16 protein-coding genes are annotated in these 15,372 nt (G+C 69.6%); 3 read left to right on the top strand and 13 right to left on the bottom strand.

The annotated features are described in order from the left end of the window. Positions 1-10: 10 nt before the first annotated feature. The 3 genes from V5F53_RS00945 to V5F53_RS00935 all read right to left on the bottom strand — a co-directional run bounded on the left by V5F53_RS00945 (position 11) and on the right by V5F53_RS00935 (position 3,831). Positions 11-1,414: an amino acid ABC transporter permease gene (locus V5F53_RS00945; RefSeq protein ID WP_393995908.1), complete on the bottom strand. Its 1,404-nt coding sequence runs from the start codon at positions 1,412-1,414 to the stop codon at positions 11-13. A gap of 4 nt (positions 1,415-1,418) precedes the next feature. Continuing rightward, positions 1,419-2,714, bottom strand: coding sequence for an amino acid ABC transporter permease (locus tag V5F53_RS00940; protein ID WP_393995907.1), 1,296 nt, complete (start codon positions 2,712-2,714; stop codon positions 1,419-1,421). 106 nt (positions 2,715-2,820) lie between these two features. Continuing rightward, a complete protein-coding gene (locus V5F53_RS00935) occupies positions 2,821-3,831 on the bottom strand; it encodes an amino acid ABC transporter substrate-binding protein (protein WP_393995906.1) in 1,011 nt (336 codons plus the stop codon). Positions 3,832-3,992: 161 nt separating this feature from the next. On the opposite strand from V5F53_RS00935, the gene metC reads away from it, so the two are divergent. Beyond that, positions 3,993-5,186 (top strand): cystathionine beta-lyase, encoded by a 1,194-nt coding sequence (gene metC, locus V5F53_RS00930; RefSeq protein WP_393995905.1) that lies wholly within the window; start codon positions 3,993-3,995, stop codon positions 5,184-5,186. A gap of 160 nt (positions 5,187-5,346) precedes the next feature. Further along, a complete protein-coding gene (locus tag V5F53_RS00925; RefSeq protein ID WP_393995904.1) occupies positions 5,347-6,270 on the top strand; it encodes a bestrophin family protein in 924 nt (307 codons plus the stop codon). A gap of 97 nt (positions 6,271-6,367) precedes the next feature. On the opposite strand, the gene V5F53_RS00920 is transcribed toward V5F53_RS00925, so the two are convergent. From V5F53_RS00920 to V5F53_RS00890, 7 genes are all read right to left on the bottom strand, one after another. Then, positions 6,368-6,697, bottom strand: coding sequence for a lipid-A-disaccharide synthase N-terminal domain-containing protein (locus V5F53_RS00920; RefSeq protein ID WP_393995903.1), 330 nt, complete (start codon positions 6,695-6,697; stop codon positions 6,368-6,370). Between the two features lies 1 nt (position 6,698). Continuing rightward, positions 6,699-7,445 (bottom strand): glycosyltransferase, encoded by a 747-nt coding sequence (locus tag V5F53_RS00915; protein ID WP_393995902.1) that lies wholly within the window; start codon positions 7,443-7,445, stop codon positions 6,699-6,701. Further along, entirely contained in the window at positions 7,442-8,359 is a 918-nt protein-coding gene (locus V5F53_RS00910; protein WP_393995901.1) for a phosphatase PAP2 family protein, read from the bottom strand. The genes V5F53_RS00915 and V5F53_RS00910 overlap by 4 nt, the downstream gene beginning before the upstream one ends. Then, positions 8,356-10,089, bottom strand: a complete 1,734-nt coding sequence (locus tag V5F53_RS00905; RefSeq protein ID WP_393995900.1) for an ArnT family glycosyltransferase — start codon at positions 10,087-10,089, stop codon at positions 8,356-8,358. The genes V5F53_RS00910 and V5F53_RS00905 overlap by 4 nt, the downstream gene beginning before the upstream one ends. 347 nt (positions 10,090-10,436) lie before the next feature. Beyond that, entirely contained in the window at positions 10,437-10,655 is a 219-nt protein-coding gene (locus V5F53_RS00900; protein WP_393995899.1) for a hemin uptake protein HemP, read from the bottom strand. Between the two features lie 350 nt (positions 10,656-11,005). Next, positions 11,006-11,656, bottom strand: coding sequence for an NrsF family protein (locus V5F53_RS00895; RefSeq protein WP_393995898.1), 651 nt, complete (start codon positions 11,654-11,656; stop codon positions 11,006-11,008). Between the two features lie 470 nt (positions 11,657-12,126). Further along, positions 12,127-12,936, bottom strand: a complete 810-nt coding sequence (locus tag V5F53_RS00890; RefSeq protein WP_393995897.1) for a histidine phosphatase family protein — start codon at positions 12,934-12,936, stop codon at positions 12,127-12,129. Positions 12,937-13,176: 240 nt separating this feature from the next. Here V5F53_RS00890 and V5F53_RS00885 point away from each other — a divergent pair, with 240 nt between their 5' ends. Beyond that, complete coding sequence (locus V5F53_RS00885; RefSeq protein WP_393995896.1) at positions 13,177-13,509, top strand: hypothetical protein; 333 nt, start codon at positions 13,177-13,179, stop codon at positions 13,507-13,509. A 172-nt stretch (positions 13,510-13,681) separates the two neighbouring features. Here the strand turns inward: V5F53_RS00885 and rpsI are convergent, their stop codons facing one another. From rpsI to V5F53_RS00870, 3 genes are all read right to left on the bottom strand, one after another. Next, positions 13,682-14,161, bottom strand: coding sequence for a 30S ribosomal protein S9 (gene rpsI, locus V5F53_RS00880; RefSeq protein ID WP_393995895.1), 480 nt, complete (start codon positions 14,159-14,161; stop codon positions 13,682-13,684). A gap of 1 nt (position 14,162) precedes the next feature. After that, a complete protein-coding gene (gene rplM, locus V5F53_RS00875; protein ID WP_393995894.1) occupies positions 14,163-14,624 on the bottom strand; it encodes a 50S ribosomal protein L13 in 462 nt (153 codons plus the stop codon). A gap of 262 nt (positions 14,625-14,886) precedes the next feature. Continuing rightward, positions 14,887-15,342: a PaaI family thioesterase gene (locus V5F53_RS00870; protein ID WP_393995893.1), complete on the bottom strand. Its 456-nt coding sequence runs from the start codon at positions 15,340-15,342 to the stop codon at positions 14,887-14,889. Positions 15,343-15,372: the final 30 nt, after the last annotated feature.

Here is a 15,372-nt window from a genome sequence, read left to right as displayed (position 1 = left end):
TTTTCCCTTTTCAATGACGTTGCGCGCGGTCGAGGCGCTTTTCGAGCGCCATGGAGTACCGCGACATGCCGAAGCAGAAGACGAAATAGATGATGCCGGCGAAGCCGAAGCCCGTGAACAGGGTGGTCGGCGTCGCCCAGTTGGGATCGGTGAAGGCGGCCCGCATGGCGCCGAGCAGATCGAAGATGGAGACGATCAGCACCAGCGTCGTGTCCTTGAACAGGCCGATGAAGTTGTTGACGATGCCGGGGATCACCAGCTTCAGCGCCTGTGGCAGCACCACGAGGCGCATCATCAGGCTCGGCCGCAGCCCCACCGCCATGGCGCCTTCGTATTGTCCCTTCGGGATCGCCTGAAGGCCGCCGCGGACCACTTCCGCCATATAGGCCGAGGCGAACAGGGCGACGCCCACCACCGCCCGCAGCAACCCGTCGATGGTGAGCTGGCCGGGCAGGAACAGAGGCAGCATGTAGGTGGCGAAGAACAGCACCGTGATGAGCGGGACGCCGCGCCAGAACTCGATGAACACCACCGACGCGATCTTCACCAGGGGCAGCTTGGAGCGCCGCCCCAGCGCCAGCAGGATGCCGAACGGCAGCGAGGCGGTGATGCCGGTGACCGCGATCACCAGTGTCACCAGCAGGCCGCCCCACAGGCGGGTCTCGACCTGGGCGAGGCCCACGTTGAGGTCCACCGCCAGCAGCACCACGCCCAGCACCGCCAGCACCGCGAGGGTGCTGCGCGCCGCGCCGCGCCCGGCACCGCGCCCGGCCACGACGTGCGCCAGCGCCGCCGCGCCGAGCGCCAGCAGCGCGCTCGACACCACAAAGTCCGCCCAGAACGCCGCCGACAGGCCGAACACCGTCGCGCCGGCGGGAAACAGGCCGTCGAAGCCAAGGTAGCCGAGCACGAAGCGCTGGAGCTGGAGATTGCCACCGGTGAGCAGCACGAACGCCACCACCGGATAGACGCCGAAGAACAAAATGGCGTTGAGGCGCTTGTGCGGCAGCTTCTGGATCAGCAGCGGCAGCAGCAGTACCGCGCCGAGGGCATAGACGAGATTGACCCGCCAGCGCTCCTCGGCCGGGTAGAAGCCATAGACCAACTGGTTGATCTTAGCCCAGATGAACGGCCAGCACGCCCCCACCGGATGGCCCACATCGGCCGGCAGGCAGGCGGTGCGGTTGGTGCCGCTCCAGACCGCGTCGATGATGAAGAAGCGGGCCAGCGGCGGGATCACCGCATAGAGCAGCCACAGGCCGAACACCGTGAGCAGCACCTGGGGGACCGAGCCGAACAGATGGGCGCGGGCCCAGCGGATGGGTCCGCGATTGGACACGGGCGGCGGCTCCGGCTCGCGGAACACCGGCGAGACGAAGGCGGCGGCGGAGGGAGAGGGAGATGGGTTGCTCATGGCCTCACCGCTCCACCAGCGCCACGCGCTTGTTGTACCAGCCCATGACGAGGGAGGTGACGATCGAGATGACGAGGTACACCGCCATGGTCATGGCGATGATTTCGATGGCCTGGCCGGTCTGGTTCAGCGTGGTGCCGGCGAACACCGCGAACAGATCGGGATAGCCCACAGCAACGCCCAGCGACGAGTTCTTGGTGAGGTTGAGATACTGGCTGGTGAGCGGCGGCACGATCACCCGCATGGCCTGCGGGATCACCACCAGCCGCAGGGTCGGCCCGCTGCGCAGCCCCAGCGAATGAGCGGCCTCGCTCTGCCCCTTGGACACCGCCAGGATGCCCGAGCGGACGATCTCGGCGATGAAGCCCGCGGTGTAGGTGGCAAGCGCCAGCAGCAGCGCCACGAATTCGGGAATGACGCTGACGCCGCCCACGAAATTGAAGCCCCGCAACTGCGGCTCCTCCAGGTGCAGCGGAAAGCCGGCGGCGGCCGCCGCGACGAGGGGCAGCGCCACGATCAGCCCCAGCGACGTCCAGAACACCGGGAACGGCTGGCCGGTGGCCTCGCGCCGCGTCTTGGCCCAGCGCGCCAGGATGAGGCTGGCCACCACCGCCACGACGAGGGCGATGAGGATGACGCCGGAGCCGTCGCCGAAGATGGGACGCGGCAGCATCAGGCCGCGGTTGTTGACATAGACCGCCGGAGTGCCGATCGCCTCGGCGGCGCCGGCGAACGGGCTCGCCAGGGCGCCGAGGCCGATGGCGGACAGGCCGGACGCCAGCGCCGAGAAGATCGGCTGCAGGCCGAGGCCCCAGCTCTGGCGCGGGGTCGGCAGGGCGGCGAGCACCGCCAGGTACCAGAACATGATCTGGAACAGCGGCGGCAGGTTGCGGGTGATCTCCACATAGGCGGAGGCCAGCGCCTTGATGACCACGTTCTTGGACAGCCGCGCCACGCCCACCAGGAAGCCGATGATGGTGGCAAGGATGATGCCGAAGAAGGCCACCAGCAGCGTGTTGAGCAGGCCCACCAGGAAGGCGCGCCCGTAGCTCATGTTCTCGTTGTAGGGAATGAGCGACTGGCTGATGGCAAAGCCGGCGCGGTCGTCCAGGAAGCCGAAACCGGAGGCGATGCCGAGCCGGGACAGGTTGGCGGCGGCGTTGGCATAGAACGACCAGGCGAGCCAGACCAGGATCAGTCCGAGCACGATCTGGATGACCGAGCTCCTGAGCTTGGGGTCCGTCCACGACCAGCGCCGCCTCGGCGTGGCGCCGGGGTCAGAGAGGCGAGCATCCGACATGAAACCCTCGGAGGTTCGGAAGCCTCAAGGGCCTCCTTATATTTATGAGGCCGAAGCGGGCCGTGGCCCGCTCCCGTTGTCGTCGTGAGCAGCGGCGCGGCCGGGCTCAGCGCACCGGCATGCCGTATTGGATGCCGCCCTTGTTCCAGAGGTTGTTGAGGCCGCGCTCCAGCCCGAGCGGGGTGGCGGGACCGAGGTTGCGGTCGTAGATCTCGCCGTAATTGCCGGTGGCCTTGACGATGCGCACCACCCAGTCGGGGGTGAGGCCGATGCCCTCGCCATACTTGCCGTCGGTGCCGAGCAGGCGCTTGATCTCGGGATTGGGCGAATTCAGCTGTTCGTCCACGTTCTTCTGGGTCACGCCCAGCTCTTCCGCATCTAGCAGCGCGAAATAGGTCCACTTCACCAGGTCGAACCACTGGTCATCGCCGTGGCGCACCAGCGGACCCAGCGGCTCCTTGGAAATGGTTTCCTGCAGCACCACGTGGTCAGCCGGATTGGTGAGCTTGAGGCGCACCGCCGCGAGCTGCGAGCGATCGGAGGTGAACACGTCGCACCGGCCCGATTCATAGGCCTTCACGGTCTCGTCGAGGGTGCCGAAGGCAATCACCTCGCGGAACTTCATGCCGTTGGCGCGGAAGTAATCGGAGACGTTGAGCTCGTTGGAGGTGCCGGTCTGCACGCAGATCGAGGCGCCGTCGAGCTCCTTGGCGCTCTTGAGGCCGAGCGACTTGCGCACCAGGAAGCCCTGGCCGTCATAATAAGTGACGCCGGCGAAGTTGAAGCCGAGCGTGGTGTCGCGCGACATGGTCCAGGTGGTGTTGCGCGACAGGACGTCGATGGCGCCCGACGTCAGGGCCGTGAAGCGGTCCTTGGCCGAGAGGGGGGAGAACTTGACCTTGTTGGGGTCGTTGAAGATGGCTGCCGCGACGGCGCGACAGAAATCCACGTCGAAGCCGCTCCACTCGTTCTTGTCGTTGGGCGTGGAGAAGCCCGGCAAGCCCTGAGACACGCCGCAGTTGAGGGCACCCCGGGTCTTGACGTCATCGAGGGTGCCGGCCTGGGCGATGCCGACCAGGGAGAGAAGTCCGGCTGCTGCGAGGAGGAAGCGTTTCACGGAAGGTTCCTTCTTTGGGATGACGTCCCCGCCGATCCATGCTTGAGGTCAAGTCTCGACGCGGCGGCCCGGGGCGTCTATCCCGCCCATCACAGACCGATGTTGCGGCATGGTCAATAGAGACGCAGTGGTTATGCGGTAGGACGAAAGAGGAGGCCGGGATGACGGGTGCGGAAGACGAAGGCAGGAACGCGGCCCCGGGGCCCGCCACCCAGGTGGTGCACCTCGGGCGGGACCCGAAGCGGTTCGACGGCTTCGTGAACACGCCGGTGGTACGCGGCTCCACGGTGCTGTCGCCGACCTATGACGACCTGATCCATCATCGCGGCCGCTACAGCTATGGCCGGCGCGGCAATCCCACCACGGAGGGGCTCGAGGCCGCGCTCAAGGCCCTGGAAGGCGGCGACGGCGTGGCCCTCACCCCATCGGGCCTGTCGGCGGTGTCCATCGCCCTGCTCTCGGTGCTCGGCGCCGGCGACCACCTGCTCATGGTGGACACCGCCTACCGCCCCACCCGCACCGTCTGCGACAGCACGCTGAAGCGCCTGGGGGTGGAGACCACCTATTATGATCCGCTGATCGGCGCCGGCATCGAATCCCTCATCCGCGACAACACCCGCGCCATCTTCCTCGAATCGCCCGGGTCCCAGAGCTTCGAGATCCAGGACGTGCCGGCCATCGCCGCCGTCGCCCGGGGCCGCGGCATCACCACCCTCATCGACAACACCTGGGCCACGCCGCTGTTCTTCAAGCCCCATGCGGTGGGCGTGGATATTTCCATCCAGGCCGGCACCAAGTACATCGGCGGCCACGCCGACCTGAACCTCGGCACCATCTCCGCGGTGGGGCCGGCGTGGAAAAAGGTCATCACCACCCACGGCAACCTCGGCATCACCATTTCGCCGGACGACGCGGCGCTTGGCGCGCGCGGCCTGCGCACCCTGGCGGTGCGCCTTGCCCACCACCAGCGCTCCGGCATCGAGATGGCCGAATGGCTGCAGGAGCGCCCGGAAGTGTCGCGGGTGCTGCATCCGGCGCTGCCGTCCGACCCCGGCCACGCCTTGTGGCAGCGTGACTTCTCCGGCGCCTCCGGCCTGTTCAGCCTGATCCTCAAGGATGTGCCGGAACCCGCCGTCGCCGCCTTCTTCGATGCCCTGAAGCTGTTCGGCATGGGCTATTCGTGGGGCGGCTACGAGAGCCTGGCCATTCCGTTCGACTGCAGGGACTACCGCACCGCCACCGAATGGGACGTGGAAGGTCCGGCGGTGCGCCTGCACATCGGGCTCGAGGACGTCGCCGACCTCAAGGCCGATCTCGACCAGGCGTTCGCGGCGCTCGCCGCAGCCGCCGGCTGATCCGCCACGTGCCTCCGGCAGGCCGCGCTCCGGGGCTCCGATCCCCGGGGGCGGGACGATCGGGCGTGCCGGCGCCCGTCCGGACCCAGCATCCGGAGCGGATGGCCTTCAAGACTCCCGCCGGCTGCGCCGGCCGGGGGCGCAACACAGGACCCGGCCTATGATCGTGCGCGAACGCCCCGGCCTGCTGCGCCTGTTCCTCATCCTCAGGGGCTCGGTGCTGCAGCGGATCTTTCCGCAAGTGATGGTGGTGATGGCGCTGTCGGCGCTGGTGGTGTTCGCCCACGGGCGCAACCCAGGCCTCATCCCCAGCTTCAATGGCGCGCCCTATGCCCTGCTCGGCATCGCCCTTTCGGTGTTCCTCGGCTTCTCCAACAGCGCCTGCTACGACCGCTGGTGGGAGGCCCGCAAGGCCTGGGGCCAGTTGCTGCTGGCCGCCCGCGACCTGACGCGACGCACGCTGCTGCTCGAAGGGCGGGGGGCGGAGGCGGAGGCCGCCCGACGCCGGCTGGTCGCCATCGCCATCGCCTTTCCCCATGCCTTGGTGATCCACCTGCGCCCCGGCGGCGACGGCGCCGATCTCGCCCGCACCCTGCCGGCGGACCTCGGCGCGGCGATCGCCGCCAGCCACAACCCGCCCGAGGTCCTGCAGCACCAGATGGGTGTGGTGCTGGCCGGCCTGCGCAACGCCGGCACCCTCTCCGACATCGAATACCGCCTTCTCGACGACACCGTTTCCCACCTGTCGGAGACGCTGACCGCCTGCGAGCGCATCAAGACGACGCCGGTGCCGTTCGGCTACACGCTGCTGCTGCACCGCACCGCCTATCTGTTCTGCTTCCTGCTGCCGTTCGGCTTCGCCGACGTGCTGGGCTGGGGCACGCCGCTCGCCACCGCGCTGGTGGCCTACACCTTCTTCGGCCTCGATGCCCTGGGCAGCGAACTGGAGGAACCGTTTGGCACCCTGCCCAACGACCTGCCCATCGGCGCCCTCGCCACCACCATCGAGATCAGCCTGCGCGAAGCCATGGGCGAGCGCGAGCGCCCGCCGGTGCCGCAGCCGATAGACCACATCCTGCTGTAACCCCGCCTTCCAGAACGCCGATGGCCGGCGGGGCAGCCCCACCGGCCATCATCTTTCTGCCGCCTTCCCTGCCGCGCGGCACGGGACAGCGAGGCCGTCAGGTGACGGAGCGGTTGGCCCGGCGCTCGCGCAAGGCGAATTGCAGGTTGCGGATATAGATGAACGTGGACAGCGCCTGCCCGGCGATGAACACCGGATCGCGCCGATACAGCGCATAGACCAGCAGCAGGGTGCCGCCGCCCAGGGAGAAGGTCCAGAAGGCGAAGGGGATCACCGTGCGCTGGGCGCGTTCCGAGGCGATCCACTGCACCACGAAGCGCATGGTGAACATGAACTGGGCCACGAGGCCGAGCACGGTCCACCAGTCGAACTGATCGACAAAGACTTCGTGGAGATAGGTGCCGATGGCGGAAAGATAATAGATCATCTCAACGGCGCTCCACCAGCCGCGGCACCCGGCGGCGGCGGATCAGCCACCACACGCCGATCAGGTCGGCGATGCCCACCCACAGGCGATTCCAGAAGCCGTATTTCGACATCCCGTGCCAGCGCTCGCGGTCCACCACCTTCACGGTGCGGATCTCATAGCCCTCGCGCTTGACCAGCGCCGACATGAAGCGGTGCAGCCCGTCGAACACCGGCAGGCGCAGATGCACGTCGCGGCGCACCACCTTGAGGCCGCAGCCCGTGTCACGGTTGCCGTCGTTCAGCATCGAGCGGCGCACCCAATTGGCGAGGCGCGACTGAAAGCGCTTGAAGCGGGTATCCTTGCGGCCCTGCCGCTCGCCCTGCACCAGCCCCACCACGGGCCCGCCCTGGTCCAGCACGCGCACCATCTCGGGCAGGTAGGCCGGGTTGTTCTGGCCGTCGCCATCCAGCAGCAGCAGCAGTTCGCCGCGCGCCGCGCGGGCGCCCGTATCCACCCCGGCGGACTTGCCGCAGGAGGTGGCGTGGATCAGGATGCGCATGTAGGGCCGCGTCGCGGCGGCTTTGCGCAGCTCCGCAAGGGTGGCGTCAGTGGAACCGTCGTCCACGAAAATCAGTTCGAACGGCTCGAAATCCAGCGCCGCGTCGATCTCGGCGATCAACGGCGCGATGTTCTCCGCCTCGTCCCGGACGGCGATGATCACCGAGAGGCGGGGGACGAGGGCGGTGCTTGCGTCAGCGGAGGTCACGATCTCGCCTCTTCCAAGGGAATGGGGGAACGGCCGTTGCGGCCGCCGCTCCAGCGGGCGCCCCACGGCAGCAGCAGCCCAAGCCGGCGCGCGGACGGCCCCGCCATGGGCGCGATGGCGCCCTCCGCGTCAAGGCGGAACACCAGCCGGCGGGCGGCGAAGAGCTTCACCATCCACAGGACGAACAGGGTGGCCACCCCCGCCCCGGCGATGACATCGCTCGGATAATGGGCGCCGAGCAGCACCCGTGTGGCCGCCACCACCGCCGCCAAGGCGAGGAGCGGACCGCGCGCGCGCGGAAACAGCGCCGCCAGGGCCACCGTAGTGGCAAACACCGTGGTGGCGTGGCCTGAGGGAAACGAGGCATAGCTCGCCCGCCACGACAGCCAGTCGAAGGTGAGCTGCGGGTCCGGGCCCGGCAGGCCCAGCGCCACATGGGGCCGCGCACGGCCGATGAGGCGCTTCACCACCGTCACCAGCAGCCCGGCCCCAGCCACGCACAGCACCAGGAAGCCCACCCGGGCGATGACCGCGGTGGCCACCCGCCGCCCCATGGCGTCGAGATGCGGCCGCAGGACCAGCAGCAGCGCCAGCGCGATCCCGAGGGGCCACAGCACCACGCCGCCGAGTCCCAGGTCGGTGAGGCGCTCGGCCAGAATGACGACACCCGCCGGCGCCCGCGCCCGCAGGCCCGGCGTCAGCGGGTCCACCAGCAGCATCGCCGCCGCCACCGCCGCCACGGTGAGGATGACGCCCGCGGCGATCACCGGCCATCCGGCCCGCAGCACCCGTGGCGCCGGGCGACGCGCCGGGCGGCGTCGCAGATCCCCGAGCCCGCCGAGCAGCCCGGCCGCGATGTCGCGGCCGGCTTCGGCAAGGCGCCGCCCGCCCGCGCGGACGCCCGCCGCGCTCACGGCCCCGGCTCCTGGGAGCGGTAGACGGTAATGCTCACCGGCCGTCCGCCGTTATAGGTGAAGCCGTCCACGGTGGCGATGGCGCTGTACTTCAGCTTCAGCTCGCCGGCGCGCTGCTCGAACAGGGGCTGCATCCGGCGCTCGATGAACGCCAGCGCGCAGCCGCCCTTCTTCAGCAGCTCCGCCGCCTCGGTGGGGGCGATGTAATTGATCTTGGTGCCCACCAGGAACACCAGGCTCGGTTCCTGGTAGGGCACGGAGGCGATATTTTCCGCCGGGCAGCCGGCCTGCGCGGCGATGGCGGCCAGCCGCTCGGAGATCCACACCGCCCGCATCTGCGGCAACAGCACCTGATAGACGGCAAGATAGAGCACCAGCGCCGCCGCCACCACGGTGAGGAAGGCGCCTTCCGCCCCCTCTCGCGCCAGCGCCCGCGCCGCGGCCACCGCCAGCACCACGGCGATGAGCAGCAGCGGCCACGCCAGCAGGCCGAAGCCGCTGCCCAGCCACACATAGGCGCCGCCCAGCCCGACCGCGAGCAGGCCTGCCATCACTGGCCACAGCCACACCAAGCCGGCCAGCCGGCTGCCCGGCTTAGCGAGAACGCCGCGTTCCAGCGCCAGGGCGGCGATGATGGCGAGGCCCGGATACAGCGGCAGCACATAATGGGGCAGCTTGGTGGCGGCGATCTCGAACACCACCCAGGCCGGCACCACCCAGGCCAGAAGGAAGCGCATGGGCTTCTCGCGCCGCGCCTTCCAGGCGAACGGCACCGCCATGGCGGCCAGCACCACGCCGGGCCAGAAGGTGCCCCAGACCGCCAGCAGATAGGTGCCGGGCGGGCCCCAGTGGCCCTCCTGCCCTTCTGTCACCTTGCCCAGCATGTCCACGCCCACGGCGTGCTGGTAGAAGGCGCCGTTGGTGACATAATAGATGGCCACGAACCAGGGCAGCACCAGCAGCAGGCACCACAACAGCCCGGGCAGGGGCTTCAACGCCAATAAGAAGCGGCCCGACCGCTCGGTCGCCACCAGCGTCACCACCGCCAGGCCGACGAACAGGGGCGTCATGGGCCCCTTCACCAGGATGCCGGCGGCCATGGCGGTCCAGAAGATGGCCGCGAGCTTGACGTCGCTCAGCCGCTCCACGGGCGGCAGGAGATAGGCCCGCGCCAGGGCTCCGAAGGCGGCGAGGATGGTGAACAGCAGCACCGCGTCGGTCTTGGCGAGGCGCGCCTCGACCCCCAGCAGCACGCAGCTGGCCATGACGAGGCCGGCCACCAGCGCACCGCGCCGGGTGAGGAACACCAGCGCCGTCCAATAGGTGAGCAGCACGGCGCCGATGGCCGCCAGCAGCGACGGCACGCGGTAAAATGCGATGGAACCGCGCGCAGATGGCCCCGCCACCGCCTCGCCCAGCTTCACCGAGGCGGCCTGGAGCCAGTAGATGCCCACCGGCTTCTTGTGGCGCGCCTGCACGTGGAAGCGGATGTCCACGTAGTTGCCGCTCTCCAGCATCTGCTTGGTGGCCTGCGCGAAGCGGGCCTCGTCGCGGTCGATGGGGGAGAGGGAGAAGAAGCCCGGCAGGAACGCGAACAGCGCCACGATGACGAGCAGCAGGCAGGCGCGGCCGTGCCCCGCCGCCGCGCGGTCGAGCACGCGCGGCAACCGGCGCGGGAGGTCGAGGTCGAACGCCCGGCCCTTCGGGGGGGCGGGCTCTGAGATGGCCATGCGTGTTGTCGGTTCCGCTCGAATTGGGCGCGGACAATAGCAGAACCGCCCACACCGGAAAGGCCCGATGCGCGGGCGCCAGCGCACCCCCACCCCGAGCCGGCGGACCTCTGGCAAAGGAAAAGGGCGAAGGAAAGGCGCGGCGTGCCCGCGCGACCCGCCCCTGCCCAGCCCGCTCCAGTCCGACCGGCCACTCTCGTCCGCGCGGCCGGCGCGCCTCAGCCGCGCGCCCACCCACGGTCAGCCACGCCCGCGCAGCCTCCTGAGTGGCCCGCCCGCGCGCCGCTCTGCCCGAGCCGGCCTGCGCGCGCCCTTCCGGCTCCGGCCGAACACCGGCGCCGCGGGCCTCACTTGGTCAGGATCAGCTTGTTCTGGGCGGTGAGGCGCAGCTGATAGGTCTGATCGCCATGGGCGATGGTGATGAGGCGGCCGGCGGCGAACAGGTCGCGGCTGTCGAGCTGCGTATCCACCATGGGGATCGCCCGCGCCGTCGCGCCGGAGCGCCCGCCCCAGCCTTCGCCCTGATCCCCTGACCAGGCGGTGCGCGGATAATCTTGCTTGGTCATTTTGAATCGCTCCAAATTGCCACAGGTGACATTCACAGTATTCAACTCTTCTTCGTCACCTTAGAAGGGTTCAATATTGCTATCCTCGGCCGTCATCTTTGAATAATACACGACATTGCTCTGATCAACTGACCTTGTGACACCGGCCCATCAGCCGCGCCGGCACCCAGCCGGCCGCGCGGGCGCCCCGTGGCCAGGAACGGACCGGCCGCGCATGGTGATCTGCCCGTACGGATAAGGACTTGCGACGAAGGCCGGGAGACGCGGCGGAGCCTGGGCGGCGGCGGTGATCGCCGCCGCCACGCCACGCGGACGCGCACATTGGAACGACGAGAAAAGCCGACCCGCTCCTAGCGGCGTGGCGCACGCGGGCCCAGAAGCGCGCCGGCGAGCGCGCCGAGGCCGCCCACGAGGCCGATGGCCAGGGTGTACCAGGCCGCCACGAACAGCGGCGAGTCGTCCCCGCCGTGGAAGGCATAGAAGAAGGCGCCGATGCCGCCCGCCGCCAGCCCCGCCAGGAACCCCACGGTGGCGCCCGATTCGCCTGCCCCCCGGCGCAGCGCGAGCAGGATCGGCACCAGCGGCACCAGCGACAGCAGCGGCACCGCCAGCAGGCATGTCGCCCAATGGGCGCCGACCAGCCGCGCGCCCCAGGCCGCCTCCGGCACGCTCAGCACTTCCAGCAGCACCGCCACGAACAGGGCCAGCGGCGGCCCGAACAGGGCCAGTTCCGCCGACCACCGCTCCGGCCCCGGGCGCGCCAGCCGCAGCGCCAGCCGGATCGCGGTCCATGCCACCGCAGCGGTCACCGCGAGCTTGAAGAGAAAGCGCGGCGAGCCCAAAGCGCTTACGAGATCGCCCCGCACGCCGAGCCCCAGCAGCAGGCCCGCCGCAGCGGCGGCCGCGCCAAGCACCACGGCCCCCGCCAGCGCCGCGCCCGGCGCCGGCCCGCCCGAGGCGGGCCCGGCGGACGATGCGGGGATCGGCTGTTCGGTCTTCATGGCTTTACTCCTCCATCAGCGGCGGCCGGACGCCTTCAGCGCCGCGCCGCCGCGCCATCCCCGCTCCCGCCCCGAAGGACGCGGGCCAGTCGCGCCGAGCTGGCGGGCGCGACGCGGCCGAAACCGCCATTGTCCTCGCCCCGCGCCAGATCCGCCAGCCTCGGCGGACCGGCCCGCGCGGCACCGCCGTCCCATCAGCACGGCGGGGAGCACATGGCGGGGAGCACATGGCGGGGAGCACATGGCGGGGAGCACATGGCGGGGGACAGCCGGGCCTGCGGCCGCCGCGTGGTCCAGCTCTGGCCGTGGCGGGAAGCAAGTCGCGAACCGCCGGGTCCCGGACACACGCCACAGGCCCGCGCGAAAGCCCCGCCCGGCCGCGTCGCCAATGTCCGGCCGCCGCGCTCGGGGGCCGGAATCTCCAGCGAGGGCCCTCCTGCGATCCCCGTCACCCGGCCCCACCCGCCACGTCAGAGCTGGCAACCACTGGCGGCGGTGAGCCCGTCGGGCTGACCCCACTCGTTCTGCGGCAGGGCCGCATAAGGCCCGGAATAGACCTGCCTCACCTTCTGGAACGAGGACGCCTCCCGCGTGTTGGGATCGAAATCGATGATCCAGAAATAGTCATAGGTCTCTCCCGGCCAGTTGCTCAGCGCCTCAGCAAAGCGGGCGAGGCCGAACAGGTCGAACAGGGTGGAGGGCGCCTCCGGACGGCCGTCCGCCTTCACGACGGCGGCCTCCAGCTTCTGCGGGCTCCGGCTCGCCTCCCTGGCGGCGGCCTCGGCCTTCTCCGCCGCGTCCTTGCCGGCGTGGCCGGACACCGTCTTGGCGATGTGGTCGTGTTCCCAGGTCACCACCACCGTCGCCCCATCCCAGCGCGGATCGGTGAGCAGGTCGCGGGCGAGCTGCTGGGTCTGCGCGTTGAGCAGGGTGTCGGCGAGCGCGCCGGAAGCATCCGGCAACGCCGCGTAGGTAATGACAGGCTGCCCCCAGGACGCCGCCGAGGGGGCGATGGTCTCGAGCGTGTGCAAGGTGATGGCGAAGAAGCCCTTCGGGGTTTCGCCCGGGCGGAACAGGCTGGCGCTGGCGTCCCGCCCCAGGTGTTGCGCGGCCAGCCCCTGCGCCCGGCTCAAACCCACCGGGCACAGGCGATAGGCATCCTGCTTCTCGCCATGGCGCAGCAGGATGATGCGGCCCGGCAGCGCCACCGCCTCGCTCGCCGCCAGCACCATCGCAAGCGCACACGCCCCGCCCGCCAGCATCACCCCGCGTCCCGCCATCGCCGCCCCCGGATTCAATTTCGATGTGATTGGGAACAAAACATATTCCGCTCCCCTTCGCCATCCGCACCGGGCCGGTGCCGGGGGCGCGCGCGCCCGCCGTGCGGGACGACCTCCCCCGAGGCAGGAGCAACCGCGCCGGCGAAGACGTCCAACCGGCGCGCGGTTGGGCCTTCACACCCTTGCGCGAACATGCTTCAAGGCGGGATCGAGGGTCCCGGTTCAAGGGGGAGTTGAGCCATGCTCGCAATCAGGTTGGAGACCAGCGCCCACACCATGGTGCTGCTGGCCGGTCTTGGCTGCCTTGCCACGGTGGCGCTGGCGCAGACCGCCTCCCGCCCCCATGTGGTCATCACCCCCAACGTGATCCAGCTGCCGGTCATCCCCCAGGGCAATTATCTCGACCCCGGTCCCGGCCCGGCGATCCGGCCGGATGTGTCCATCGGCCGGGGCGAGAACAACAATTACGTGTTCCCGCCGGATCTGTCCGGCGGCTACGGCTCCGGCCCGCCCGGCGACCCGACCAACAATGGCTCGTGGAGCCCGCTCGACGGCGACACGCCGAGCTTCTGATTCGCCACCATCGCCACACGCCAAAAGGGCCGGGAGCATTGCTCGCCGGCCCTTTTCTCGTCCGGGGATAGGCTGGTCCGGCGGCAGGCAACCGCTCCCGCCGGACAGGCGGACAAAAAAAACGGCGGGGCCAGCCCCGCCGTTTCCAACTTTCGCAAACCCGAAGCGCCGATCAGCGCTTGGAGAACTGGAACGACCGACGCGCCTTGGCCCGGCCGTACTTCTTGCGCTCGACCACGCGGCTGTCGCGGGTGAGGAAGCCGCCCTTCTTGAGGGGGCTGCGCAGCTCCGGCTCGTAATAGGTGAGCGCCTTGGACAGGCCGTGGCGCACCGCGCCGGCCTGGCCCGACAGGCCGCCGCCGGCGACGGTGGCGATCACGTCATACTGGCCCTCGCGCGCGGCCGCCTGGAACGGCTGGTTGATGAGCAGGCGCAGCACCGGACGGGCGAAATACACCTCGATGTCGCGGTCGTTCACGGTGATCTTGCCGGTGCCGGGGCGGATCCACACGCGGGCCACCGCGTCCTTGCGCTTGCCGGTGGCATAGGCGCGGCCGAACTTGTCCAGCTTCTGGACATGGACCGGAGCCGCCGCCTCGGTGGCGATGTCGGCGCCGCCGAGGGCTTCGAGGGACTGGAGAACCTCGGCCATGTCAGTTCCTCACGTTCTTGCGGTTGAGAGCCGCCACGTCGAGGGCGACGGGCTGCTGGGCCTCGTGCGGGTGGGCAGGGCCCTTGTAGACGCGCAGGTTGCCGAGGATCTTGCGGCCGAGCGGGCCACGGGCGAGCATGCGCTCAACCGCCTTCTCGATGACGCGCTCCGGGAAGCGGCCTTCGAGAATGAACTTGGCGGTGCGCTCCTTGATGCCACCCGGGAAACCGGTGTGGTGGTAATAGACCTTCTGGTCCTTCTTGCGCCCGGTGAGCACCACCTTTTCCGCGTTCACGACGATGACGTTGTCACCGCAGTCCACGTGAGGGGTGTAGATGGGCAGGTGCTTGCCCTTCAGGCGCATGGCGATGATGGTGGCGAGACGGCCCACGACGAGGCCGCTGGCGTCGATCACCACCCACTTCTTCTCGATTTCGGCGGGCTTGGCCGAATACGTCTTCATGGGGAAGGTTTCCGATTGTGACAGCCGGCCCCTGTCACGGATGCTCCACCCGCGCCACGCTCCGGCGATGGACCGGGCTTGTATCCGACCGTCGAAACCGCGTCAACGCGAGCGTGTCCATTTTTCTATTTATAAAACAATGACTTATTATTTTGGTATTATAGCACCATACAAAAACGGCTGATTCTGCAGAAAGTTGGCGCGGTGGCGCCGGGCCAGCGGACCCCGAGCCGCGCCACCGCCTCCCGACGCCGACCCGGGACTAGCCCTGAGCCGGGCGGTCGGGAATGGAATAGGTCGCCACGCAATGGGCCACCAGGTCGTCGTCGCCCTCGCCCCTCAGGCCCACGTCGCCCACCGCCAGCCGCCGGCCCAGCTTGATGAGCCGGGCGTCGGCGCGGATCGGCCCCGGCGCCGGCTTGCGCAGGAAATTGATGGAGAGATTCGTCGTCACCGCCAGCGCCACCGGGCCGATCTGCGCCAGCAGCGCCACATAGACGGCGATGTCGGCCAGCGCCATCAGCGCCGGGCCGGAGACGGTACCGCCGGGCCGCAGGTGCGCCTCGTCGGCATCGAGCCGGACGGTGGCGGCACGCCGGCCGATGGCCTCGACATGATGCGGCCGGCCGGGCCCGAACGCCTGCGGAAACTCGACCTGGAGAAAAGCCTCCAGCTCGGCGATGGTCATCCCCGGTGCGCCGGGGCCCTCACACGTCATGCCTGTCCTCCCTGCCTTGGCCTCGGGCGC

It is taken from the genome of Xanthobacter cornucopiae (assembly GCF_043195065.2).
In the GTDB taxonomy this organism is placed as follows: domain Bacteria; phylum Pseudomonadota; class Alphaproteobacteria; order Rhizobiales; family Xanthobacteraceae; genus Xanthobacter.
This window is presented reverse-complemented; position numbering and strand designations above follow the sequence as displayed.

Coding starts and splice junctions, on each gene's coding strand:
- V5F53_RS00945 (WP_393995908.1), bottom strand. CDS start 1,414: ATGAGCAACCCATCTCCCTCTCCCTCCGCCGCCGCCTTCGTCTCGCCG.
- V5F53_RS00940 (WP_393995907.1), bottom strand. CDS start 2,714: ATGTCGGATGCTCGCCTCTCTGACCCCGGCGCCACGCCGAGGCGGCGC.
- metC (WP_393995905.1), top strand. CDS start 3,993: ATGACGGGTGCGGAAGACGAAGGCAGGAACGCGGCCCCGGGGCCCGCC.
- V5F53_RS00925 (WP_393995904.1), top strand. CDS start 5,347: ATGATCGTGCGCGAACGCCCCGGCCTGCTGCGCCTGTTCCTCATCCTC.
- V5F53_RS00920 (WP_393995903.1), bottom strand. CDS start 6,697: ATGATCTATTATCTTTCCGCCATCGGCACCTATCTCCACGAAGTCTTT.
- V5F53_RS00905 (WP_393995900.1), bottom strand. CDS start 10,089: ATGGCCATCTCAGAGCCCGCCCCCCCGAAGGGCCGGGCGTTCGACCTC.
- V5F53_RS00900 (WP_393995899.1), bottom strand. CDS start 10,655: ATGACCAAGCAAGATTATCCGCGCACCGCCTGGTCAGGGGATCAGGGC.
- V5F53_RS00895 (WP_393995898.1), bottom strand. CDS start 11,656: ATGAAGACCGAACAGCCGATCCCCGCATCGTCCGCCGGGCCCGCCTCG.
- V5F53_RS00890 (WP_393995897.1), bottom strand. CDS start 12,936: ATGGCGGGACGCGGGGTGATGCTGGCGGGCGGGGCGTGTGCGCTTGCG.
- V5F53_RS00885 (WP_393995896.1), top strand. CDS start 13,177: ATGCTCGCAATCAGGTTGGAGACCAGCGCCCACACCATGGTGCTGCTG.
- rpsI (WP_393995895.1), bottom strand. CDS start 14,161: ATGGCCGAGGTTCTCCAGTCCCTCGAAGCCCTCGGCGGCGCCGACATC.
- rplM (WP_393995894.1), bottom strand. CDS start 14,624: ATGAAGACGTATTCGGCCAAGCCCGCCGAAATCGAGAAGAAGTGGGTG.
- V5F53_RS00870 (WP_393995893.1), bottom strand. CDS start 15,342: ATGACGTGTGAGGGCCCCGGCGCACCGGGGATGACCATCGCCGAGCTG.